This window comes from Suipraeoptans intestinalis, from assembly GCF_034091795.1.
GTDB classification, from domain to species: Bacteria; Bacillota; Clostridia; order Lachnospirales; family Lachnospiraceae; genus Suipraeoptans; species Suipraeoptans intestinalis.
The window spans coordinates 43,430-62,581 of the sequence record NZ_JAXFXH010000011.1 but is presented as its reverse complement, the minus strand read 5'-3'; the positions used below and the strand labels follow the sequence as shown (position 1 = coordinate 62,581).

Here is a 19,152-nt window from a genome sequence, read left to right as displayed (position 1 = left end):
ATATGGCAAACGTAGCTGTTTATAATATCGAAGGAAAAGAAGTTGGAACCATCGACTTAAGCGATGCAGTGTTCGGCGTAGAAGTAAACGAACATCTGGTGCATATGGCAGTCGTAAACCAGCTTGCAAATAAGCGTCAGGGAACACAGAAGGCGAAAACCCGTTCTGAAGTGTCCGGAGGCGGAAGAAAACCATGGAGACAGAAAGGAACCGGTCATGCAAGACAGGGATCCACCAGATCTCCGCAGTGGACAGGCGGTGGAGTGGTATTTGCTCCGGTGCCGAGAGACTACTCTTTTAAGATGAACAGAAAAGAAAAAAGAGCGGCTCTGAAGTCAGCGTTAAGCTCAAAAGTAGCAGAAAACAAGCTGATCGTAGTAGATGAGATCAAGTTTGACGAGATCAAGACCAAGAATTTCGCAAACATCCTGAAGAACCTGAACGTTTCAAAAGCGCTGGTGGTTCTGGGAGAAGACAATAAAAACGCAGAGATCTCCGCAAGAAATATCGCAGGAGTGAAGACGGCAAGAACAAACACGATCAATGTATATGACATCCTGAAATACAACACATTGATCCTGACGAAAGAGACCGTTGCCAATATTGAGGAGGTGTACGCATAATGGCTAATATTCAATATTATGATGTGATCCTTAAGCCGGTTGTGACAGAAAAAAGCATGGGAATGATGGGAGATAAGAAATACACATTCCTGGTACATCCGGAAGCAACAAAAACACAGGTAAAAGAAGCTGTTGAAAAAATGTTCAACGGAACAAAGGTAAAGAGCGTCAACACGATGAACCTTGACGGCAAGAAAAAAAGAGCGCGTGGTTCCATGAAGTACGGAAGAACTTCCAAGACCAAAAAAGCGATCGTGCAGTTGACGGCAGACAGTGCAGACATCGAGATTTTTGAAGGTCTGTAAAAGGAACAGATATACGGTGCAAATCCGTGAAAACAATAATTAGCAGATTTGAAAGGAGAAGTAACCATGGGAATTAAAACTTATCGCCCATATACGCCTTCCAGAAGACAAATGACAGGTTCTGACTTCGCAGAAATTACGAAAAAGACACCGGAGAAGTCTTTGCTTGCTCCAAAGAGCAGACAGGCAGGACGTAACAATCAGGGAAAGATCACAGTAAGACATCGTGGAGGCGGAGCAAAGAAAAAATACAGAATCATCGACTTTAAGAGAAGAAAAGACGGTATTACAGCCAGGGTTATCGGAATCGAGTACGATCCCAACAGAACGGCAAACATCGCTCTGATCTGTTATGAAGATGGAGAGAAGGCATACATTCTGGCGCCGGAAGGACTGAAGGACGGCATGAAGATCATGAACGGACCGGAAGCGGAAGTCAAGGTCGGAAACTGCCTGCCTATGTCGGAGATTCCGGTTGGTACCCAGATCCATAACATCGAGATGCATCCCGGAAGAGGCGGACAGCTGGTTCGTTCTGCCGGAAACAGCGCACAGCTGATGGCAAAAGAAGGGAAGTATGCAACCCTCAGACTTCCGTCAGGAGAAATGAGAATGGTTCCGATCGAGTGCAGAGCGTCTGTAGGAGTAGTCGGAAACGGAGATCATAACCTCATCAACATCGGAAAAGCAGGACGCAAGCGCCATATGGGATTCAGACCTACCGTTCGTGGTTCTGTTATGAACCCCAACGACCATCCGCACGGAGGTGGAGAAGGAAGAACAGGTATCGGACGTCCGGGTCCATGTACACCATGGGGCAAGCCGGCACTGGGTCTTAAGACGAGAAAGAAAAACAAGTCTTCTAACAAGCTGATTGTAAGAAGAAGAGATGGTAAAGCGATCAAATAATTTTCACAAGGAGGTTAGAACCTATGGCACGTTCAGTTAAAAAAGGACCATTTGCAGATGCAAGCCTGCTTAAGAAAATTGATGCGATGAACGAGGCAGGAGACAAGTCTGTTATAAAGACATGGTCACGCCGTTCTACAATTTTCCCGAGTATGGTTGGACATACAATCGCCGTTCATGACGGAAGAAAGCATGTACCGGTGTATGTGACAGAAGACATGGTAGGACACAAGCTTGGTGAGTTTGTGGCTACCAGAACATACAGAGGACATGGAAAAGACGAAAAGAAATCCAGAGTTAGATAAGTAAGAATGTGAAAGGAGGGTTTATCCGTGGCAAAAGGACACAGATCCCAAATTAAAAGAGAGAGAAATGCCAATAAAGATACCAGACCGTCAGCAAAGCTTTCTTACGCAAGAGTATCCGTACAGAAAGCATGCTTCGTGTTGGATGCCATCAGAGGAAAAGATGTGACGACAGCACTTGGTATTTTGACTTATAATCCAAGATATGCTTCCAGCTTAGTAAAGAAGTTGTTGGAGTCAGCCATCGCAAATGCCGAGAACAACAATGGCATGAGCGTGGAAAAGCTTTATGTTGCAGAGGCATACGCAAATAAAGGACCGACAATGAAGAGAATCAGACCAAGAGCACAGGGAAGGGCTTACAGAATCGAGAAGAGAATCAGCCACATCACACTTGTGCTTGATGAAAGATAAGGAGGACAATCATGGGACAAAAAGTTAATCCTCATGGCTTAAGAGTGGGTATTATCAAAGAGTGGGATTCCAGATGGTATGCAGAAAAAGATTTTGCAGACTGCCTGGTAGAAGACCACAAGATCAGAAAATATCTCAAAAAGAGACTGTACAGCGCAGGAATCTCCAAGATTGAGATCGAAAGAGCGTCTGACAGAGTAAAGGTAATCGTATATACAGCAAAACCGGGAGTTGTGATCGGAAAAGGCGGAGCTGAGATTGAAAAAGTAAAGAGCGAGCTTTCCCGTTTTACAGACAAGAAGCTGGTGGTAGACATCAAGGAGATCAAGAGACCGGATAAGGATGCGCAGCTGGTAGCAGAAAATATCGCGCTTCAGCTGGAGAACCGTATTTCCTTCAGACGTGCAATGAAATCCTGTATGTCAAGAACCATGAAGGCAGGAGCTCTTGGAGTAAAGACTTCTGTTTCCGGACGTTTGGGCGGAGCAGATATGGCTCGTACAGAGTTTTACAGCGAAGGAACCATTCCTCTTCAGACATTGAGAGCTGATATTGACTACGGATTTGCCGAGGCAGACACCACATACGGAAAAGTAGGTGTGAAGGTGTGGGTGTACAAGGGCGAAGTTCTTCCCGAGAAGGCGGCAAAGGAAGGGAGCGATAAATCATGTTAATGCCAAAAAGAGTAAAACGTCGTAAACAATTCCGCGGCACGATGAAAGGAAAAGCGCTGCGTGGGAATACAATTTCACATGGTGAGTTCGGTATCGTGGCTACAGAGCCCTGCTGGATTCGCTCCAACCAGATCGAAGCTGCCCGTATTGCTATGACACGTCATATCAAGCGTGGAGGTAAGGTTTGGATCAAGATATTCCCAGATAAACCGGTAACTACAAAACCAGCTGAAACACGTATGGGTTCCGGTAAAGGAACTTTGGAGTACTGGGTAGCAGTGGTAAAGCCAGGCCGTGTGATGTTCGAGATCGCAGGAGTGCCTGAGGACGTGGCAAGAGAAGCGCTTCGTCTTGCAACACACAAGCTGCCATGTAAATGTAAAGTGGTTTCACGTGCAGACTTAGAAGGCGGTGATAACAGTGAAAATTAATGCGTTTGTAGAAGATTTAAAAACAAAATCAGCTGCAGAGCTGAGTGAAGAATTAGTAGCTGCTAAGAAGGAACTTTTCAACTTAAGGTTTCAGAACGCAACAAATCAGTTGGACAATACAAGCAGGATCAAAGAGGTTAGAAGAAATATTGCCAGAATCCAGACCGTGTTAACGGCAAAGTCCGGCGAATAGAACTTCATTTGAAAGGAGTATAGACCGTGGAAAGAAATCTTAGAAAAACACGAGTGGGCAGAGTTGTCAGCAATAAGATGGACAAAACCATTGTTGTGGCAGTAGAGGATCATGTAAAGCACCCACTTTACAAAAAGATCGTAAAAAGAACATATAAGCTGAAAGCACACGACGAAGCAAACGAGTGTAATATCGGCGATAAGGTAAAAGTAATGGAAACAAGACCGTTGTCCAAAGACAAGAGATGGCGCCTTGTGGAAGTCATGGAAAAAGTGAAATAGTATAAGGAGGGGAACCTGCATGATACAGCAAGAAAGCAGACTGAGAGTGGCAGATAACACAGGCGCAAAAGAGCTGTTGTGTATTCGGGTACTTGGCGGTTCAACAAGAAGATATGCCAGAATCGGCGATATCATCGTTGCAAGTGTTAAAGATGCAACACCAGGCGGCGTTGTAAAAAAAGGTGATGTAGTAAAGGCAGTAGTCGTTCGTACCGTAAACAGCACTCGTCGCAAAGACGGATCCTACATCCGTTTCGATGAGAATGCCGCTGTCATCATAAAAGAAGACAAGACACCAAAAGGAACCCGTATCTTTGGGCCGGTAGCAAGAGAGCTGCGTGACAAGCAGTTTATGAAGATCGTTTCGCTTGCGCCGGAAGTACTGTAAGGAGGTGCGAATATGTCGATGCTGAAGATCAAGAAAGGTGATACCGTAAAGGTGATTGCCGGAAAAGATAAAGACAAAGAGGGCAAAGTGACCGCTGTCAACCACAAGACCGGCAGAGTGGTAGTGGAAGGCGTAAACATGCTGACCAAGCACACAAAGCCGAGTGCAGCAAATCAAAACGGCGGAATCATCCATCAGGAAGGTCCTGTGGACATCTCTAACGTTATGTATGTACACAAGGGGAAGGCTACCCGTGTGGGCTTCAAAATGGACGGAGATAAGAAAGTGCGTTATGCAAAATCAACAGGAGAAGTGATTGATTAAGAAAGAGAAGGAAGGAGGTTCCGGTTTTGAGTAGATTAAAAGAGCAGTACCAGAACGAAATCGTAGACGCATTACAGAAAAAGTTCGGTTATAAAAATATTATGGAAGTGCCAAAGCTTGACAAGGTAGTCATCAACATGGGCGTTGGCGAGGCAAAGGATAATGCCAAGATCCTGGATTCAGCGATCGCTGATCTGGAGAAGATCTCAGGACAGAAGGCAGTGATCTGCAAAGCCAAAAAGTCAGTGGCAAACTTCAAGCTGAGAGAAGGAATGGCAATCGGATGTAAGGTAACCTTAAGGGGAGAGAAGATGTACGAGTTTGTAGATCGTCTGATCAACCTTGCGTTGCCCCGTGTCCGCGACTTTAGAGGTGTAAACCCTAACGCATTTGACGGAAGAGGAAACTATGCTCTGGGTATCAAAGAGCAGCTGATCTTCCCCGAAATCGAGTACGATAAGGTGGACAAGGTAAGAGGTATGGACGTTATCTTTGTTACTACAGCAAAAACAGACGAAGAAGCACGTGAACTGCTGACCCAGTTCAATATGCCGTTTACAAAATAAGGAGGGAAATTATGGCTAAGACAGCGATGAAAATTAAGCAGCAGCGTAAGCAGAAATTTTCTACCAGAGAATACAGCCGCTGCAGAATTTGCGGACGTCCGCATGCTTATTTGAGAAAATATGGAATTTGCCGTGTTTGCTTCCGTGAATTGGCATATAAGGGACAGATTCCGGGCGTTAAGAAGGCAAGTTGGTAGAAGTTTGCAGCTGGAAGAAGAACTTCACGATAAGGAGGGAAAAGGATAATGACAATGAGTGATCCAATCGCAGATATGCTTACAAGAATTCGTAATGCAAATACTGCAAAACATGATACAGTAGACGTGCCATCATCCAGAATGAAGCTGGCTATTGCAAACATTCTGCTGGATGAGGGATATATAGAGAAGTATGATCTGATCGAAGAAGACGTTTTCAAGACCATCAGAATTACCCTGAAATACGGTTCAGACAAGAATGAAAAAGTTATCTCCGGTCTTAAGAGAATCTCCAAGCCGGGTCTGCGGGTTTACGCAGGATGCGAAGATGTACCGAAGGTATTCGGCGGACTTGGAACAGCGATCATCTCCACAAACAAAGGTGTGATCACAGACAAAGAAGCAAGAAAACTGGGCGTAGGCGGAGAAGTACTCTGCTTCGTATGGTAGCCCGAAAGCACTTGGCGAGGTATTTCACGAGCCCTAGTGCGAGGGCGTTCTTGGAGCTTAGCGAGGTACCACACGAGCGTTAGCGAGAAGAACATCCACAAGAGGCACTTGGCGAGGTATTTCACGAGCCCTAGTGCGAGGGCGTTCTTGGAGCTTAGCGAATGTAGAAACTGAAAACAGAGCAGACTTTAGCTTCTGCTCCGAAAATTTAAGTTAAGGAGGAACAGGTATGTCACGTATAGGAAGACTGCCAGTTGCGGTTCCGGCGGGAGTGACTGTCGTAATTGCAGAGAATAATAAAGTAACGGTAACGGGCCCGAAGGGAACGTTGGAAAAAGAACTTCCGGCAGAGATGGAGATCAAGCAGGAAGGTGCAGAGATCGTTGTAACCAGACCCAATGACTTAAAGAGAATGAAATCTCTTCACGGTCTTACCAGAACACTTCTGAACAACATGGTAGTAGGCGTTACAGAAGGCTATAAAAAAGTTCTGGAAGTAAACGGAGTGGGTTACAGAGCATCAAAATCCGGAAACAAGCTTACATTGAACCTTGGATACTCTCATCCTGTTGAGATGATCGATCCGGAAGGCGTGGAAACCGCAATGGAAGGACAGAACAAGATCATCGTTCAGGGAATCGACAAAGAAAAAGTCGGTCAGTATGCTGCAGAGATCAGAGATAAGAGAAGACCTGAGCCATATAAGGGCAAGGGAATCAAGTATGCTGATGAAGTGATCAGACGTAAAGTCGGCAAGACCGGTAAAAAATAAGTAAGGAGAGTGTGAAAATGGTTAGCAAAAAAATCAGAAGTGAAGTTCGCAGAAAGAAACACATGAAGTTACGTAACCGTTTTAGCGGTACGGCTGAGTGCCCACGTTTGGCTGTGTTTAGAAGCAACAATCATATGTATGCTCAAATTATTGACGATACCGTTGGAAACACCTTGGTTTCTGCTTCCACTCTTCAGAAAGAAGTGAAAGCAAACCTGGAAAAGACCAACGACGTAAATGCAGCAAAGTATTTGGGTAAGGTGATTGCAGAGAAAGCCGCTGAAAAAGGGATCAAAGACGTAGTGTTTGACAGAGGCGGATTTATTTATCAGGGAAAAGTAAAAGCATTAGCAGACGCAGCAAGAGAAGCTGGGTTGAATTTCTAGGAGGAGGAGCACACATGAGACAAGAACGTATTGATGCTAGTCAATTAGAACTAACAGAAAAAGTAGTGTCAATTAAACGTGTAACCAAAGTTGTTAAGGGTGGCCGTAACATGAGATTCACAGCTTTAGTTGTTGTAGGCGATGGAAATGGCCATGTTGGTGCAGGTTTAGGGAAAGCGACAGAAATTCCTGAAGCGATCCGCAAAGGAAAGGAAGATGCGGCAAAGCATCTGATCTCCGTAGCACTGGATGCACATGGCAGTGTTACGCATGATTATGTGGGAAAGTTTGGCGGAGCAGAAGTTCTTTTGAAAAAGGCTTCAGAAGGTACCGGAGTGATCGCCGGAGGACCGGCGCGTGCCGTGATCGAGATGGCAGGGATCAAAAATATCCGTACCAAATCTCTGGGATCAAACAATAAACAGAACGTAGTATTGGCAACGATAGATGCACTTCGCCACATCAAAACTCCGGAAGAAGTTGCAAGACTTCGCGGAAAAACAGTTGCAGAGATCTTAGGCTAAGGAGGTAAAAAATGGCAAATTTAAAAGTTACATTGGTAAAATCTCCAATTGGTGCTGTACCAAAGCATAAGAGAACGGTGGAAGCGCTGGGGCTCAGAAAACTGAACAAAACAGTAGAACTTCCGGACAATGCAGCAACAAGAGGAATGGTAAAACAGGTGCAGCACCTGGTAAAAGTAGAAGAAGTATAGACAAATCGCGAAGAAGGAGGTGTCACAATGGATTTATCAAACTTAAGACCAGCAGATGGTGCAAAGCAGAGTGATAATTTCAGAAGAGGACGTGGACACGGTTCCGGAAATGGTAAGACAGCCGGAAAAGGGCATAAGGGGCAGAAGGCTCGTTCCGGAGGTACAAGACCAGGATTTGAAGGCGGACAGATGCCTTTGTATAGAAGGATACCAAAAAGAGGCTTCAAGAGCAGAAATTCCAAAGAGATCGTTGGGATCAATCTGGGAGCGTTGGAAGTGTTCGAGAACGATTCTGTTGTTTCTGTAGAAACACTGATCCAGCAGGGGATCGTAAAAAATCCAAGAGATGGGGTTAAGATTCTTGGAAACGGGGAACTTACAAAAAAACTGACGGTACAGGCAAATGCATTCAGTGCCAGTGCAGTAGAGAAAATTGAGGCTTTGGGTGGAAAAACAGAGGTGATCTAATGTTGCAGACATTACGTAAAGCATTTCAGGTAAAAGATCTGCGAGGGCGGATCCTATATACATTCCTGATGCTGATAGTCATCCGGCTTGGGTCACAGTTGCCCACGCCGGGAGTCAATACCAAATACATTCAGGACTTTTTTGCACAGAATACCGGAGAAGCATTTAATCTGTTAAATGCTTTTACCGGTGGTTCTATGGAGAGAATGTCCATCTTTGCACTAAGTATTACTCCCTATATCACATCTTCCATTATCATGCAGCTTCTGACCATCGCAATTCCCAAGCTGGAAGAGATGCAGAAGGATGGAGAAGACGGAAGAAAGAAGATCATGTCCATTACCCGTTATGTGACGGTGGCGCTGGCATTGATCGAATCTACAGCCATGGCGGTGGGATTTGGAAGACAGGGTCTTCTGACTCACTATAACTTTGTAAATGCAGCGATCGTAGTGCTGACATTAACGGCAGGGTCCGCTTTCCTCATGTGGATAGGAGAGAGGATCACGGAGAAGGGTGTGGGCAATGGAATTTCCATCGTACTGGTGATCAATATCGTTTCAAGGATCCCCAGTGATATGACCACACTGTTCCAGCAGTTTGTAAAAGGAAAAACGCCAGCAAAAGCAACGTTGGCAGTTGTGATCATCCTGGCTATCATCGTAGCGCTGGTGGTGTTCGTAGTAGTCCTTCAAGGGGGCGAAAGACGGATCGCAGTGCAGTACTCACAGAAGACTGTGGGAAGAAAAAGCTATGGCGGACAGTCTACCAACATTCCGTTAAAAATCAATACCGCAGGTGTGATCCCGATCATTTTTGCATCATCCCTGATGCAGACGCCGGTGGTGCTGGCTACGTTCTTCGGAAAAGGACAGGGTACCGGGATCGGCAGTGAGATCCTCAGAGGGCTGAACCAGGGGAACTGGCTGAACCCGGCGCAACTGAAATATTCCTGGGGACTGATCGTTTACATTGTACTGACGGTATTCTTTGCATATTTTTACACATCGATCACATTTAATCCGTTGGAAATTGCCAACAATATGAAAAAGAACGGCGGGTTTATCCCGGGGATCCGTCCCGGAAAACCGACGGTGGAATATCTGACGAAGATCCTGAACCGGATCATTTTCATCGGAGCGTGCGGATTGGTGATCCTGCAGGTAGTTCCCATTTTCTTCAGCGGATGGCTGGGAGCAAATGTGTCGTTTGGAGGAACTTCCCTGATCATTATCGTAAGTGTTATCCTGGAAACCCTCAAGCAAATGGAATCTCAATTGCTTGTGCGGAATTACAAGGGATTTTTGAATCATTAACATTTTGACTCGCAGATTTTTCTGCGGGTTAAAATGCTATAAGGAGGAAGAGACATGAAGATTGTTATGCTGGGAGCACCCGGAGCGGGAAAAGGGACGCAGGCAAAAAAAATCGCTGCAAAGTTTGGGATTCCTCATATCTCTACAGGAGATATCTTCCGCGCCAACATCAAAAACGAAACGGAACTGGGCAAAAAGGCAAAGGCGTACATGGATCAGGGACTTCTGGTTCCGGATGAGCTGACGGTCAGCCTGGTAACAGACAGGGTTGTTCAGGAGGATTGTAAGACAGGATATGTGCTGGACGGATTTCCAAGAAACATTCCCCAGGCAGAGGCTTTGACGGAGGCTCTGGACGAAATGGGAGAAGCGTTGGGATTTGCCATTAACGTGGAGGTTCCGGACGCCAATATCGTTCGCCGGATGTCAGGCAGAAGAGCCTGCGTGGGATGCGGGGCAACCTACCATTTGGAATATGCGCCGACGAAAGAGGAAGGGATCTGTGATACCTGCGGAAAAGAGCTGATCCTGCGTGAAGATGACAAACCGGAAACCGTGGAAAAGCGCCTGCGTGTTTACCACGAACAGACACAGCCATTGATCGACTATTACAGAGAAAAAGGAATCTTGTATTCGGTGGACGGCACCAAGGATATTCAGGACGTGTTTCAGAACATACTGAAGCTGCTGGAGGCGTAGAGATGCCGATCACGATCAAATCAGACAGAGAAATCCGGCTGATGGCGGAGGCGGGGCAGATCCTGGCAAAAGTACATGAAGAACTGGAGAAGGCCATTTGCCCCGGAATCACCACCGGCGAGATCGATCGGCTGGGAGAAAAGCTGATCAGAAGTTATGACTGTATTCCTTCCTTTTTGGATTATCACGGATATCCGGCTTCTATCTGCGTTTCCGTAAACAACGAGGTAGTGCACGGGATCCCGTCAGACAGACGGATCCTTCAGGAAGGCGATATTGTGAGCCTGGATGCAGGGGTGATACACAGAGGATACCAATCCGATGCAGCCAGAACGGTAGGGGTAGGCGCCATATCCGATGCGGCAAGAAAACTGATCCATGTGACCCGCGACAGCTTTTTTGCAGGACTGGAGTATGCCAGAGAAGGAAACTATTTGTTCGATATTTCAAAGGCCATCGGAAACTATGCAGAATCAAGAGGATACGGAGTCGTCCGGGATCTTTGCGGACATGGAATCGGAACGGAGCTGCACGAAGCGCCGGAAATCCCCAACTACGATGTAGGGAGAAGGGGCGTGAAGCTGAAGGCGGGAATGACGCTGGCGATCGAACCGATGATCAACACCGGAACCTGGGAAGTGGACTGGCTGGACGATGACTGGACGGTAGTGACCAGAGACGGCGGCCTGTCGGCTCATTATGAAAATACCATTCTGATTACAGAAGGAGATCCTGTGATATTAAGTTTGTGAAAAAAGGAAACCTAAGAGGGAGGAAAATATATGTCGAAAGCAGACGTAATCGAAATTGAAGGAACGGTTGTGGAAAAACTTCCAAACGCCATGTTCCAGGTAGAGCTGGAGAACGGACATCAGGTTCTGGCTCACATCAGCGGAAAGCTGCGGATGAATTTTATAAAGATACTGCCGGGAGATAAGGTGACACTGGAGCTGTCCCCCTATGATCTGTCTAAAGGAAGGATCATCTGGAGAGACAAATAGGCGAGGCAGGAAAAGAGCTCTGGAAACAACCGTGAAAGGGTTGAAAAAGGTCCGGTCAGCGTATTCGGAGAGAAAGCCCGGAAAGGGCTCGGAAAGAACCATAAAAAAGATATTGACTTATAGGAAAATCGAGTGCTATAATGTATAAGCACGTTTTTGGGCATATTTCTGCTTTTTGGGCGGAAAATAGCGAAAAAATGGGTGAAACAACGGCAGAGCAATGGATGAAAGGAGGATTTGACATGAAGGTTAGATCATCAGTAAAACCAATTTGCGAAAAATGCAAAGTAATCAAAAGAAAAGGAAGCGTTCGCATTATCTGCGAGAACCCAAAGCATAAACAGCGTCAAGGTTAATCCTTGGAGTTTGGCAAAGTTATGCAGATGATTTAGGCGGCTGACAGTGGATCCCTACGGGGGGAGACTGTATCAAATATACAAGGAATCCTGCGCGGCTGGTGGACGTCCTCGTATATTGCTTCTAATACCGGCCCGTCATTACCGGAGGCTACCGGTGGCCGGAAAGGGTGTGGATACCGACACACCTGGGATATCATATCCCCAGTTAAAGACAATATTAAACTAAGAAAAGAAAATGGAGGAAATTCACATGGCTCGTATAGCAGGTGTAGATTTACCAAGAGACAAACGTGTTGAGATCGGATTGACTTATATTTACGGGATCGGAAGAGCAAGCTCTAACCGGATTCTGGGAGAAGCAGGAGTAAATCCGGACATTCGCTGCAGAGACCTCACAGACGAAGATGTGAAGAAGATCAGCGCAGTGATCGACGAAAGTCAGATGGTAGAGGGTGATCTTAGAAGAGAGATCGCTTTGAACATCAAGAGATTACAGGAAATCGGATGTTACAGAGGAATCCGTCACAGAAAGGGACTTCCGGTTCGCGGACAGAAGACAAAGACAAACGCAAGAACCAGAAAAGGCCCGAAGAGAACTGTGGCAAACAAAAAGAAATAGGTACTCATAAAACATGATTAAATCAGAAAGTGTAGGTTAGTTTTATTATGGCAAAGAAAGTTACAAAAAAAGTGACAAAAAAACGTGTCAAGAAAAACGTTGAACGTGGACAGGCACACATTCAGTCATCTTTCAACAACACGATCGTTACGTTGACAGATGCACAGGGAAATGCTCTTTCATGGGCAAGTGCAGGTGGTCTGGGCTTTAGAGGTTCAAGGAAATCTACTCCATATGCGGCACAGATGGCAGCAGAGACAGCGGCAAAAGCGGCATTGGTACATGGACTGAAATCCGTGGACGTTATGGTAAAGGGACCGGGATCCGGAAGAGAAGCTGCAATCCGTGCATTGCAGGCTTGCGGAATCGATGTAACCAGCATCAGAGACGTGACTCCGGTACCGCACAACGGATGTCGTCCGCCGAAGCGCAGAAGAGTCTAGTGAATACCCGCAGGCAAGATTGTAATATCCGAATTTCAAACAGGAGGAAAAGGAAAACATGGCAGTAAATAGAGTTCCGGTTCTCAAAAGATGCAGATCACTTGGTATGGATCCTACATACTTGGGAATTGATAAAAAGTCTAACAGACAATTAAAGAGAGCAAATAAAAAGATGAGCGAGTACGGTCTTCAGCTGCGTGAGAAGCAGAAGGCAAAGTTCATCTACGGTGTATTGGAAAAACCGTTTAGAAACTACTTCAAGAAGGCTCAGCGTATGAGCGGTATGACAGGTGAAAACCTGATGGTTATGCTGGAGTCAAGGCTGGATAACGTTGTGTTCCGCCTGGGATTTGCAAGAACCAGACGCGAAGCAAGACAGATCGTAGACCATAAGCATGTACTGGTAAACGGTAAACAGATCAATATTCCTTCTTATCTGATCAAGGCAGGAGACGTGATCGAGATCAAGGAAAACAAGAAGGGCTCTACAAGATACAAAGGGATCGTGGAAGTAACAGCCGGACGTCTTGTTCCGGAGTGGCTGGAGTCTGATCTGGAAGGACTGACCGGAAAAGTAAAAGAGCTTCCAAAGAGAGAAGCGATCGAAGTTCCGGTAGACGAAATGCTGATTGTCGAGTTGTATTCTAAATAATAACCCGTAGCACCACAGGAGGTGGACTTAGTGTTTGATTTTAACAAACCCAATATTGAGATAACTGAGATTTCAGAAGATAAGAAGTATGGAAGGTTTGTAGTAGAGCCTTTGGAGAGAGGATATGGAACGACGCTGGGAAACTCCCTGCGCAGGATCATGTTGTCGTCTCTGCCCGGAGCTGCAGTCAGCCAGGTTAAGATAGACGGGGTACTTCACGAGTTCAGTTCTATTCCGGGTGTTAAGGAAGATGTCACAGAGATCATCATGAATCTGAAGTCACTGGCGATCAGAAACACGTCTGAGACAGATGAGCCGAAGACTGCTTATATTGAATTTGAGGGAGAGGGCGTAGTGACCGGAGCGGATATCCAGGTGGACCAGGATATCGAGATCGTCAATCCGGAAACAGTGATCGCCACCTTGAACGGAGGCACAGACAGCAAGCTGTACATGGAACTGACCATCACAAAGGGGCGGGGCTATGTCAGCGCAGATAAGAACAAAAACGAGGAGCTTCCCATTGCGGTGATTCCTATCGATTCCATCTACACTCCGGTGGAGAGAGTCAACCTGACGGTGGAAAATACCCGTGTCGGTCAGATCACAGATTATGATAAGCTGACGTTGGATGTTTACACCAATGGAACCTTGCTCCCGGATGAGGCCATCAGCCTGGCGGCAAAGGTGCTGAACGAGCATCTGAGACTCTTTGTAGATCTGTCGGAGGTGGCGCAGGCAGCAGAGGTTATGATCGAAAAGGAAGATGACGAAAAGGAAAAGGTGCTGGAGATGAGCATTGATGAACTGGAATTGTCTGTCCGTTCTTACAACTGCCTCAAGCGTGCCGGCATCAACACAGTAGAAGAACTGACCAATCGCACTTCAGAAGATATGATGAAGGTGCGAAACCTTGGACGGAAGTCCCTGGAGGAAGTTCTTGCAAAACTGGACGAATTGGGACTGGGCCTCAGCAGAGGCGAAGAATAAGAAAAATCTGTCAGTAAGTCCGAAGAAGCATGACAGAGCATCGGCAGATAAGTCCGAAGAGCGCTGACGGTGTGAAAGAGATGGAGGAAGAAAAATGGCAAAATACAGAAAACTTGGAAGAACATCCAGCCAGAGAAAAGCATTACTGAGAAATCAGGTAACAGCACTGTTAAATAACGGAAGCATCCGCACGACAGAGGCAAAGGCAAAGGAGATCCGTGGGATCGCAGAAGGCCTGATCGCTCTGGCAGTAAAAGAAAAGGATAACTTCGAAGAGGTAACGGTAAAAGCAAAAGTTGCCCGCAAGGATAAAGACGGAAAGAGAGTGAAAGAGGTAGTAGACGGAAAGAAAGTTACCGTTTACGACGAAGTGGAGAAGACAGTAAAGAAGGATCTTGCTTCCAGACTTCACGCACGCCGTCAGATGCTGAAGGTGCTGTATCCGGTGAAAGAAGTTCCGGCGGCACAGGCAGGAAGAAAGAAAAATACAAAAGAAGTGGATCTGGTTGCAAAGCTGTTTGACGAGGTGGCTCCCAAGTATGAAAACCGTAAGGGAGGATACACCAGGATCGTGAAGATTGGTCAGCGTAAAGGTGACGCTGCCATGGAAGTTCTGATCGAGCTGGTATAAAACAGACGATACAGGATCTGTCAAAGAGAAGGTTGTCGCAAAAAGCGGCAGCCTTTTTTCAGTTTGCATAAAGGTGGAATGAGGAGTTCTATTTTGAAAATAAAAATCATTTATACGAATATTTGTTAAAATGCTGACCAAAATGTTAATTTATCTACTTTACTGAAAAATATTTCAAAAAAGAAGGGAAAATGGTATATTATTACCAATACTGTTTCAAAAATACTTGGAAAAGGGGAGATGAAAATGAGTCGATTAGAAATTGCTTCGCCAAAAAGAGCCAAAATCGTGATGGAGGGGCTGTATAAAGACTTGGAAAGACGGATCGAGTCCAGTCCTCCGGGATTATGTCCGGTGGATATGGCAAGAGCTTTTGTGGAATTGTGTCATGCCCAGACCTGCGGAAAATGCGTGCCCTGCAGAGTCGGACTGGGACAGCTGAATCAGTGCATCAAGGAGGTACTGGACGGAAAGGCGACCATGAAGACACTGGATATCATGGAACAGACGGCGCTGAATGCAATGGAGGCCTCCGACTGTGCCATTGGATACGAGGCTGCCAACATGGTGTATAAAGGCCTGATCGGTTATCGGGACGACTACGAAGAACACATTAAAAACGGCCGGTGTACCTGTACCTATCACCAGCCGGTACCCTGTGTGGCTCTTTGTCCGGCAAGCGTGGATATTCCGGGGTACATTGCCCTGATCCGCGAGGAGAGATATGCAGACGCCATCCGCCTGATCCGGAAGGACAATCCCTTCCCGACCACCTGCGGATTCATCTGCGAGCATCCGTGCGAAGCAAGATGCAGAAGAAATATGATGGATGATGCCATTAACATACGAGGCCTGAAAAGAATGGCGGCGGATTATGCCGGAGAGGTGGATCCCCCTGTCTGTAGTGCGCCCACCGGAAAGAAGGTGGCGGTATTGGGAGGAGGTCCGGGAGGCTTAAGCGCAGCTTACTATCTGCAGCTGATGGGACATCAGGCAACTGTATACGAAATGCTTCCGGAGCTGGGAGGGATGCTCCGCTATGGAATTCCCAATTACCGGCTGCCGAAAGACAGGTTGGATGAGGATATCCGCGCCATTTTGAAGACGGGAGTGGAAGTCAGACATGGTCTGAAGATCGGTCAGGATATCAGTCTGCAGGATCTCAGAAAGCAGTATGACGCAGTGCTGATCACCATCGGAGCGAGCACTGACAAAAAGCTGGGACTGCCGGGAGAAGATGCAGATGGAGTGGTGTCCGCAGTCCAGTTCTTGCGGAGCGTAGGAAAAAATGAACATCCGGATCTGACCGGGAAGGAAGTGGCAGTCATCGGAGGCGGGAATGTATCGATGGACGCAGTCAGGACGGCAAGACGTCTGGGCGCAAAAAAAGTCAGCATCGTATACCGGAGAAGAGTGGCAGATATGACAGCGCTTCCCGCCGAAATTGAAGGGGCAGTAGCAGAAGGAATCGAAGTACAGACACTGATGGCTCCCTCCTCTATCGAAGTGGACGAGCAGAATCATATCAAAGGCATCTATGTGACGCCGCAGATGATCAGCGCCATCCGGGACGGGAGGGCAAGTGTAAAACCCACCGGGGAAGAGGACGTCTATATTCCGTGCGACTACCTGATCGTAGCCATTGGGCAGAACATCGAAACGAGACACTTTGAAGAAGCCGGGATCCCGGTAGAAAAAGGAAAGATCCATACCAAGAGCACAGGAGCTGTAGAACACATGCCGGACGTGTTTGCGGGAGGAGACTGCGCCAGCGGTCCGGCCTCAGTGATCACAGCCATTGCGGCGGCAAAGGTGGTTGCGGCAAATATTGATGAATATTTCGGATATCGCCATGAGATTTCCTGCGATGTGGAAATTCCGGAGCCAAGCCTGGAAGACAAGATCCCATGCGGAAGAGTCAATATGACAGAAAGAGAAGGCTGCGAGAGAGTCCAGGATTTTGCAGGCGTGGAAAATTGTATGACGAAGAACGAGGCACAGCAGGAGGCAGGGCGCTGCCTGAGGTGCGATCATTTCGGATATGGAATATTTAAAGGAGGCAGAGAGAGGTTATGGTAAATCTTATCATTGACGGAAAGAAAATATCTGTGGAAGAGAATACCACCATCATGGAGGCGGCTGAGCAGAATGGGATTCCGATTCCGAGACTCTGCTATCTGAAAGGACTGAATGAGATCGCAGCCTGTCGTGTCTGTGTGGTAGAGATGGAAGGAAAGGAAAAGCTGATCACTTCCTGTAACAATGTGGTAGAGGAAGGGATGGTACTGTATACCAACAGCCCCAAGGTAAGAAGACATCGGAGGACGACGGTAGAACTGATTCTGTCCCAGCACAACAATCAATGTGTGATCTGTTCCAGAAGCGGAAACTGTAGTCTTCAGAAGGTGGCAAACGATCTGAACATCCTGGAGCTTCCCTACAAACAGACGCCGGAGAAACAGGAGTGGAACAAGGAATTTCCATTGATCCGGGATTCCTCCAAATGTATCAAATGCATGCGGTGCATTCAGGTGTGTGACAAGGTCCAGAGCCTGAATGTGTGGGACCTGGAAGGAACTGGCTCCAGAACGACCGTTAATGTTTCCAGGAGACAAAAAATAGAAGAGGCGCCCTGTTCTCTGTGTGGACAGTGTATCACCCATTGTCCGGTGGGAGCCCTTAGTGAAAGAGACGACACAGAACTGGTGTGGGATGCCATCGCAGATCCGGAGAAAATCGTGGTAGTGCAGGTGGCGCCGGCGGTACGGGCTTCCTGGGGAGAGCAGCTGGGGCTGAGTCCGGAGGAAGCCAAGGTAGGAAAGATCCTGGATTCCCTGAAGCGGATGGGAGCAGACTATGTGTTTGATACGGCGTTTTCTGCAGATCTGACCATTATGGAAGAAGCAAGCGAATTTTTGGAACGGTTTACGGCGGGAGAGCTGAAGGAAAGGCCTATGTTTACCTCCTGTTGCCCGGGCTGGGTGCGTTTCGTAAAATCCCAGTTCCCTCATATGGTAAAAGATCTGTCTACGGCAAAGTCACCTCAGCAGATGTTTGGCGCGGTAATGAAATCCTATTTTGCGGAGTCCATTGGAGTGTCGCCGGAAAAGATCTTTTCTGTTTCGGTGATGCCGTGCCTGGCAAAGAAGAGCGAACGGGAGATGGAACTGTTTTACGGAGAATATGCAGGACATGAGACGGACGTGGTGATCACCACAAGAGAGCTGGTAAAAATGATCCGGTCTGCCCATATCAAACCGGACACGCTGGATGATATCCCGGGAGACAATCCCATGAGTGTGGGAACGGGAGCCGGAATCATTTTTGGCGCAACAGGTGGGGTGATGGAGGCGGCTCTTCGTACCGCATATTTTACCCTGAAAAAGGAAAATCCACCGGCAGGCACCTTCAAACAGGTAAGAAGCACAGGCTTCCAGGAAAATAACGGCATACAGGAAGCAGAGTTTGATATCGACGGGGTGAAGGTAAGAACGGCGGTTGTCAGCGGACTGGGCAATACCAGAGAACTGCTAAAGAAGATTGAAAGAAAAGAAGTACAGTATGATTTTGTGGAAGTCATGGCCTGTCCCGGCGGCTGCGTAGGCGGCGGTGGGCAGTTGATCCACGACGGGAAGGAGCTGGCGTTTGAGAGAGGAAAGAATCTCTACTATCTGGACGATCGCTCCGAAGTGCGTTGTTCCCATGACAATCCGGATATCAAGAAGCTGTATGCGGAATATCTGGAAAAGCCATTATCCCACAAGGCACACCTTCTGCTTCATACAGAGCATCAGATGACTTAAGCAGGAAAGCGGCAAAAGCGAGAAAGGCTCCCGCAAAAAGCGAAAGAGAAAACAGATCCCGGGGAAGTGCGGGAGGCACAGTTTGAAGGGACGGTGAATTGCCGGGGATCCGGAAAAGGTTGACCGTTGCTTCATCACAGGAAGATAAAGGGAGGGTGTCCGAACCTATGGAGAAAGCTCCATGGAAAGGGGACATCCTCCTTTTTGCGAGCCATGATCTTTCCCAAGGGAAAAGGAA

General features: G+C 47.1%; 31 protein-coding genes. All 31 read left to right on the top strand.

Going from position 1 to position 19,152, the window contains the following annotated elements; genetic code table 11:
* Positions 1-2 precede the first annotated feature (2 nt).
* The 31 genes from rplD to SOW26_RS03600 all read left to right on the top strand — a co-directional run bounded on the left by rplD (position 3) and on the right by SOW26_RS03600 (position 18,914).
* Positions 3-623: a 50S ribosomal protein L4 gene (gene rplD / locus SOW26_RS03750; RefSeq protein WP_154476723.1), complete on the top strand. Its 621-nt coding sequence runs from the start codon at positions 3-5 to the stop codon at positions 621-623.
* A complete protein-coding gene (gene rplW / locus SOW26_RS03745) occupies positions 623-928 on the top strand; it encodes a 50S ribosomal protein L23 (protein WP_154475249.1) in 306 nt (101 codons plus the stop codon). Before rplD ends, rplW begins: the two co-directional genes overlap by 1 nt.
* A 66-nt stretch (positions 929-994) precedes the next feature.
* Complete coding sequence (rplB, locus tag SOW26_RS03740) at positions 995-1,837, top strand: 50S ribosomal protein L2 (RefSeq protein WP_154475247.1); 843 nt, start codon at positions 995-997, stop codon at positions 1,835-1,837.
* A gap of 23 nt (positions 1,838-1,860) precedes the next feature.
* The gene (rpsS, locus tag SOW26_RS03735) at positions 1,861-2,142 is read left to right on the top strand and encodes a 30S ribosomal protein S19 (RefSeq protein ID WP_154475239.1); all 282 of its coding nucleotides are present in this window, start codon (positions 1,861-1,863) and stop codon (positions 2,140-2,142) included.
* A gap of 27 nt (positions 2,143-2,169) precedes the next feature.
* Entirely contained in the window at positions 2,170-2,556 is a 387-nt protein-coding gene (rplV, locus tag SOW26_RS03730) for a 50S ribosomal protein L22 (RefSeq protein WP_320651908.1), read from the top strand.
* A gap of 11 nt (positions 2,557-2,567) precedes the next feature.
* Positions 2,568-3,230 carry a 30S ribosomal protein S3 gene (rpsC, locus tag SOW26_RS03725; protein WP_320651907.1) on the top strand — a complete coding sequence of 221 codons (663 nt, stop codon included), beginning with the start codon at positions 2,568-2,570 and terminating at the stop codon, positions 3,228-3,230.
* Positions 3,224-3,661: a 50S ribosomal protein L16 gene (rplP, locus tag SOW26_RS03720; protein ID WP_154475243.1), complete on the top strand. Its 438-nt coding sequence runs from the start codon at positions 3,224-3,226 to the stop codon at positions 3,659-3,661. The genes rpsC and rplP overlap by 7 nt, the downstream gene beginning before the upstream one ends.
* A complete protein-coding gene (gene rpmC / locus SOW26_RS03715; protein WP_320651906.1) occupies positions 3,651-3,854 on the top strand; it encodes a 50S ribosomal protein L29 in 204 nt (67 codons plus the stop codon). Before rplP ends, rpmC begins: the two co-directional genes overlap by 11 nt.
* Positions 3,855-3,880: 26 nt before the next feature.
* Positions 3,881-4,135, top strand: a complete 255-nt coding sequence (rpsQ, locus tag SOW26_RS03710) for a 30S ribosomal protein S17 (protein WP_320651905.1) — start codon at positions 3,881-3,883, stop codon at positions 4,133-4,135.
* Positions 4,136-4,154: 19 nt separating this feature from the next.
* Positions 4,155-4,523, top strand: a complete 369-nt coding sequence (gene rplN, locus SOW26_RS03705; RefSeq protein ID WP_154476721.1) for a 50S ribosomal protein L14 — start codon at positions 4,155-4,157, stop codon at positions 4,521-4,523.
* A 12-nt stretch (positions 4,524-4,535) separates the two neighbouring features.
* A complete protein-coding gene (rplX, locus tag SOW26_RS03700; protein WP_154476720.1) occupies positions 4,536-4,847 on the top strand; it encodes a 50S ribosomal protein L24 in 312 nt (103 codons plus the stop codon).
* Positions 4,848-4,873: 26 nt separating this feature from the next.
* On the top strand, positions 4,874-5,413 hold the full coding sequence (gene rplE, locus SOW26_RS03695) for a 50S ribosomal protein L5 (protein ID WP_154476719.1): 540 nt from the start codon (positions 4,874-4,876) through the stop codon (positions 5,411-5,413).
* Positions 5,414-5,424: 11 nt separating this feature from the next.
* Positions 5,425-5,610 (top strand): type Z 30S ribosomal protein S14, encoded by a 186-nt coding sequence (locus SOW26_RS03690; protein WP_154476718.1) that lies wholly within the window; start codon positions 5,425-5,427, stop codon positions 5,608-5,610.
* A 48-nt stretch (positions 5,611-5,658) separates the two neighbouring features.
* Positions 5,659-6,060: a 30S ribosomal protein S8 gene (gene rpsH / locus SOW26_RS03685; RefSeq protein ID WP_154476717.1), complete on the top strand. Its 402-nt coding sequence runs from the start codon at positions 5,659-5,661 to the stop codon at positions 6,058-6,060.
* Between the two features lie 229 nt (positions 6,061-6,289).
* Positions 6,290-6,832: a 50S ribosomal protein L6 gene (gene rplF, locus SOW26_RS03680; protein WP_154476716.1), complete on the top strand. Its 543-nt coding sequence runs from the start codon at positions 6,290-6,292 to the stop codon at positions 6,830-6,832.
* 17 nt (positions 6,833-6,849) lie between these two features.
* Positions 6,850-7,218 (top strand): 50S ribosomal protein L18, encoded by a 369-nt coding sequence (rplR, locus tag SOW26_RS03675; protein WP_154476715.1) that lies wholly within the window; start codon positions 6,850-6,852, stop codon positions 7,216-7,218.
* A 14-nt stretch (positions 7,219-7,232) separates the two neighbouring features.
* Entirely contained in the window at positions 7,233-7,742 is a 510-nt protein-coding gene (rpsE, locus tag SOW26_RS03670) for a 30S ribosomal protein S5 (RefSeq protein WP_154476714.1), read from the top strand.
* Between the two features lie 11 nt (positions 7,743-7,753).
* Positions 7,754-7,933, top strand: coding sequence for a 50S ribosomal protein L30 (gene rpmD / locus SOW26_RS03665; protein WP_154476713.1), 180 nt, complete (start codon positions 7,754-7,756; stop codon positions 7,931-7,933).
* Between the two features lie 27 nt (positions 7,934-7,960).
* On the top strand, positions 7,961-8,401 hold the full coding sequence (gene rplO / locus SOW26_RS03660; protein ID WP_154476712.1) for a 50S ribosomal protein L15: 441 nt from the start codon (positions 7,961-7,963) through the stop codon (positions 8,399-8,401).
* Positions 8,401-9,717 carry a preprotein translocase subunit SecY gene (secY, locus tag SOW26_RS03655; RefSeq protein ID WP_320651904.1) on the top strand — a complete coding sequence of 439 codons (1,317 nt, stop codon included), beginning with the start codon at positions 8,401-8,403 and terminating at the stop codon, positions 9,715-9,717. The genes rplO and secY overlap by 1 nt, the downstream gene beginning before the upstream one ends.
* 54 nt (positions 9,718-9,771) lie before the next feature.
* Complete coding sequence (locus SOW26_RS03650; protein ID WP_276960235.1) at positions 9,772-10,416, top strand: adenylate kinase; 645 nt, start codon at positions 9,772-9,774, stop codon at positions 10,414-10,416.
* A gap of 2 nt (positions 10,417-10,418) precedes the next feature.
* The gene (map, locus tag SOW26_RS03645) at positions 10,419-11,168 is read left to right on the top strand and encodes a type I methionyl aminopeptidase (RefSeq protein ID WP_276960236.1); all 750 of its coding nucleotides are present in this window, start codon (positions 10,419-10,421) and stop codon (positions 11,166-11,168) included.
* Positions 11,169-11,198: 30 nt separating this feature from the next.
* Entirely contained in the window at positions 11,199-11,417 is a 219-nt protein-coding gene (infA, locus tag SOW26_RS03640; protein ID WP_004607275.1) for a translation initiation factor IF-1, read from the top strand.
* A 242-nt stretch (positions 11,418-11,659) separates the two neighbouring features.
* Positions 11,660-11,773, top strand: a complete 114-nt coding sequence (gene rpmJ, locus SOW26_RS03635; RefSeq protein ID WP_005339020.1) for a 50S ribosomal protein L36 — start codon at positions 11,660-11,662, stop codon at positions 11,771-11,773.
* 253 nt (positions 11,774-12,026) lie between these two features.
* Positions 12,027-12,395, top strand: coding sequence for a 30S ribosomal protein S13 (rpsM, locus tag SOW26_RS03630; RefSeq protein WP_154476708.1), 369 nt, complete (start codon positions 12,027-12,029; stop codon positions 12,393-12,395).
* Between the two features lie 47 nt (positions 12,396-12,442).
* Positions 12,443-12,838 carry a 30S ribosomal protein S11 gene (rpsK, locus tag SOW26_RS03625; RefSeq protein ID WP_154476706.1) on the top strand — a complete coding sequence of 132 codons (396 nt, stop codon included), beginning with the start codon at positions 12,443-12,445 and terminating at the stop codon, positions 12,836-12,838.
* A 58-nt stretch (positions 12,839-12,896) separates the two neighbouring features.
* Positions 12,897-13,490, top strand: coding sequence for a 30S ribosomal protein S4 (gene rpsD / locus SOW26_RS03620; RefSeq protein ID WP_154476704.1), 594 nt, complete (start codon positions 12,897-12,899; stop codon positions 13,488-13,490).
* 30 nt (positions 13,491-13,520) lie between these two features.
* Positions 13,521-14,480 (top strand): DNA-directed RNA polymerase subunit alpha, encoded by a 960-nt coding sequence (locus SOW26_RS03615; protein WP_276960237.1) that lies wholly within the window; start codon positions 13,521-13,523, stop codon positions 14,478-14,480.
* A 94-nt stretch (positions 14,481-14,574) separates the two neighbouring features.
* Positions 14,575-15,111: a bL17 family ribosomal protein gene (locus tag SOW26_RS03610; protein WP_154476702.1), complete on the top strand. Its 537-nt coding sequence runs from the start codon at positions 14,575-14,577 to the stop codon at positions 15,109-15,111.
* 246 nt (positions 15,112-15,357) lie between these two features.
* Entirely contained in the window at positions 15,358-17,190 is a 1,833-nt protein-coding gene (locus SOW26_RS03605) for an NAD(P)-binding protein (RefSeq protein ID WP_154476700.1), read from the top strand.
* Positions 17,184-18,914: a [FeFe] hydrogenase, group A gene (locus tag SOW26_RS03600; protein WP_320651903.1), complete on the top strand. Its 1,731-nt coding sequence runs from the start codon at positions 17,184-17,186 to the stop codon at positions 18,912-18,914. The genes SOW26_RS03605 and SOW26_RS03600 overlap by 7 nt, the downstream gene beginning before the upstream one ends.
* The last annotated feature ends 238 nt before the right edge of the window (positions 18,915-19,152 follow it).

What these genes read in the sequence shown, in the direction of transcription:
- rplX (WP_154476720.1), top strand. Translation starts at nt 4,536, where the DNA reads ATGTCGATGCTGAAGATCAAGAAAGGTGATACCGTAAAGGTGATTGCC.
- SOW26_RS03600 (WP_320651903.1), top strand. Translation starts at nt 17,184, where the DNA reads ATGGTAAATCTTATCATTGACGGAAAGAAAATATCTGTGGAAGAGAAT.
- SOW26_RS03690 (WP_154476718.1), top strand. Translation starts at nt 5,425, where the DNA reads ATGGCTAAGACAGCGATGAAAATTAAGCAGCAGCGTAAGCAGAAATTT.
- rpsE (WP_154476714.1), top strand. Translation starts at nt 7,233, where the DNA reads ATGAGACAAGAACGTATTGATGCTAGTCAATTAGAACTAACAGAAAAA.
- rpsD (WP_154476704.1), top strand. Translation starts at nt 12,897, where the DNA reads ATGGCAGTAAATAGAGTTCCGGTTCTCAAAAGATGCAGATCACTTGGT.
- SOW26_RS03610 (WP_154476702.1), top strand. Translation starts at nt 14,575, where the DNA reads ATGGCAAAATACAGAAAACTTGGAAGAACATCCAGCCAGAGAAAAGCA.
- rpsC (WP_320651907.1), top strand. Translation starts at nt 2,568, where the DNA reads ATGGGACAAAAAGTTAATCCTCATGGCTTAAGAGTGGGTATTATCAAA.
- map (WP_276960236.1), top strand. Translation starts at nt 10,419, where the DNA reads ATGCCGATCACGATCAAATCAGACAGAGAAATCCGGCTGATGGCGGAG.
- rplR (WP_154476715.1), top strand. Translation starts at nt 6,850, where the DNA reads ATGGTTAGCAAAAAAATCAGAAGTGAAGTTCGCAGAAAGAAACACATG.
- rplO (WP_154476712.1), top strand. Translation starts at nt 7,961, where the DNA reads ATGGATTTATCAAACTTAAGACCAGCAGATGGTGCAAAGCAGAGTGAT.
- rplD (WP_154476723.1), top strand. Translation starts at nt 3, where the DNA reads ATGGCAAACGTAGCTGTTTATAATATCGAAGGAAAAGAAGTTGGAACC.
- rpmJ (WP_005339020.1), top strand. Translation starts at nt 11,660, where the DNA reads ATGAAGGTTAGATCATCAGTAAAACCAATTTGCGAAAAATGCAAAGTA.
- rplF (WP_154476716.1), top strand. Translation starts at nt 6,290, where the DNA reads ATGTCACGTATAGGAAGACTGCCAGTTGCGGTTCCGGCGGGAGTGACT.
- rplB (WP_154475247.1), top strand. Translation starts at nt 995, where the DNA reads ATGGGAATTAAAACTTATCGCCCATATACGCCTTCCAGAAGACAAATG.
- rpsS (WP_154475239.1), top strand. Translation starts at nt 1,861, where the DNA reads ATGGCACGTTCAGTTAAAAAAGGACCATTTGCAGATGCAAGCCTGCTT.
- rplP (WP_154475243.1), top strand. Translation starts at nt 3,224, where the DNA reads ATGTTAATGCCAAAAAGAGTAAAACGTCGTAAACAATTCCGCGGCACG.
- rplW (WP_154475249.1), top strand. Translation starts at nt 623, where the DNA reads ATGGCTAATATTCAATATTATGATGTGATCCTTAAGCCGGTTGTGACA.
- rpmD (WP_154476713.1), top strand. Translation starts at nt 7,754, where the DNA reads ATGGCAAATTTAAAAGTTACATTGGTAAAATCTCCAATTGGTGCTGTA.
- SOW26_RS03650 (WP_276960235.1), top strand. Translation starts at nt 9,772, where the DNA reads ATGAAGATTGTTATGCTGGGAGCACCCGGAGCGGGAAAAGGGACGCAG.
- SOW26_RS03605 (WP_154476700.1), top strand. Translation starts at nt 15,358, where the DNA reads ATGAGTCGATTAGAAATTGCTTCGCCAAAAAGAGCCAAAATCGTGATG.
- rpsH (WP_154476717.1), top strand. Translation starts at nt 5,659, where the DNA reads ATGACAATGAGTGATCCAATCGCAGATATGCTTACAAGAATTCGTAAT.
- secY (WP_320651904.1), top strand. Translation starts at nt 8,401, where the DNA reads ATGTTGCAGACATTACGTAAAGCATTTCAGGTAAAAGATCTGCGAGGG.
- rpsK (WP_154476706.1), top strand. Translation starts at nt 12,443, where the DNA reads ATGGCAAAGAAAGTTACAAAAAAAGTGACAAAAAAACGTGTCAAGAAA.
- infA (WP_004607275.1), top strand. Translation starts at nt 11,199, where the DNA reads ATGTCGAAAGCAGACGTAATCGAAATTGAAGGAACGGTTGTGGAAAAA.
- rpsM (WP_154476708.1), top strand. Translation starts at nt 12,027, where the DNA reads ATGGCTCGTATAGCAGGTGTAGATTTACCAAGAGACAAACGTGTTGAG.
- rplN (WP_154476721.1), top strand. Translation starts at nt 4,155, where the DNA reads ATGATACAGCAAGAAAGCAGACTGAGAGTGGCAGATAACACAGGCGCA.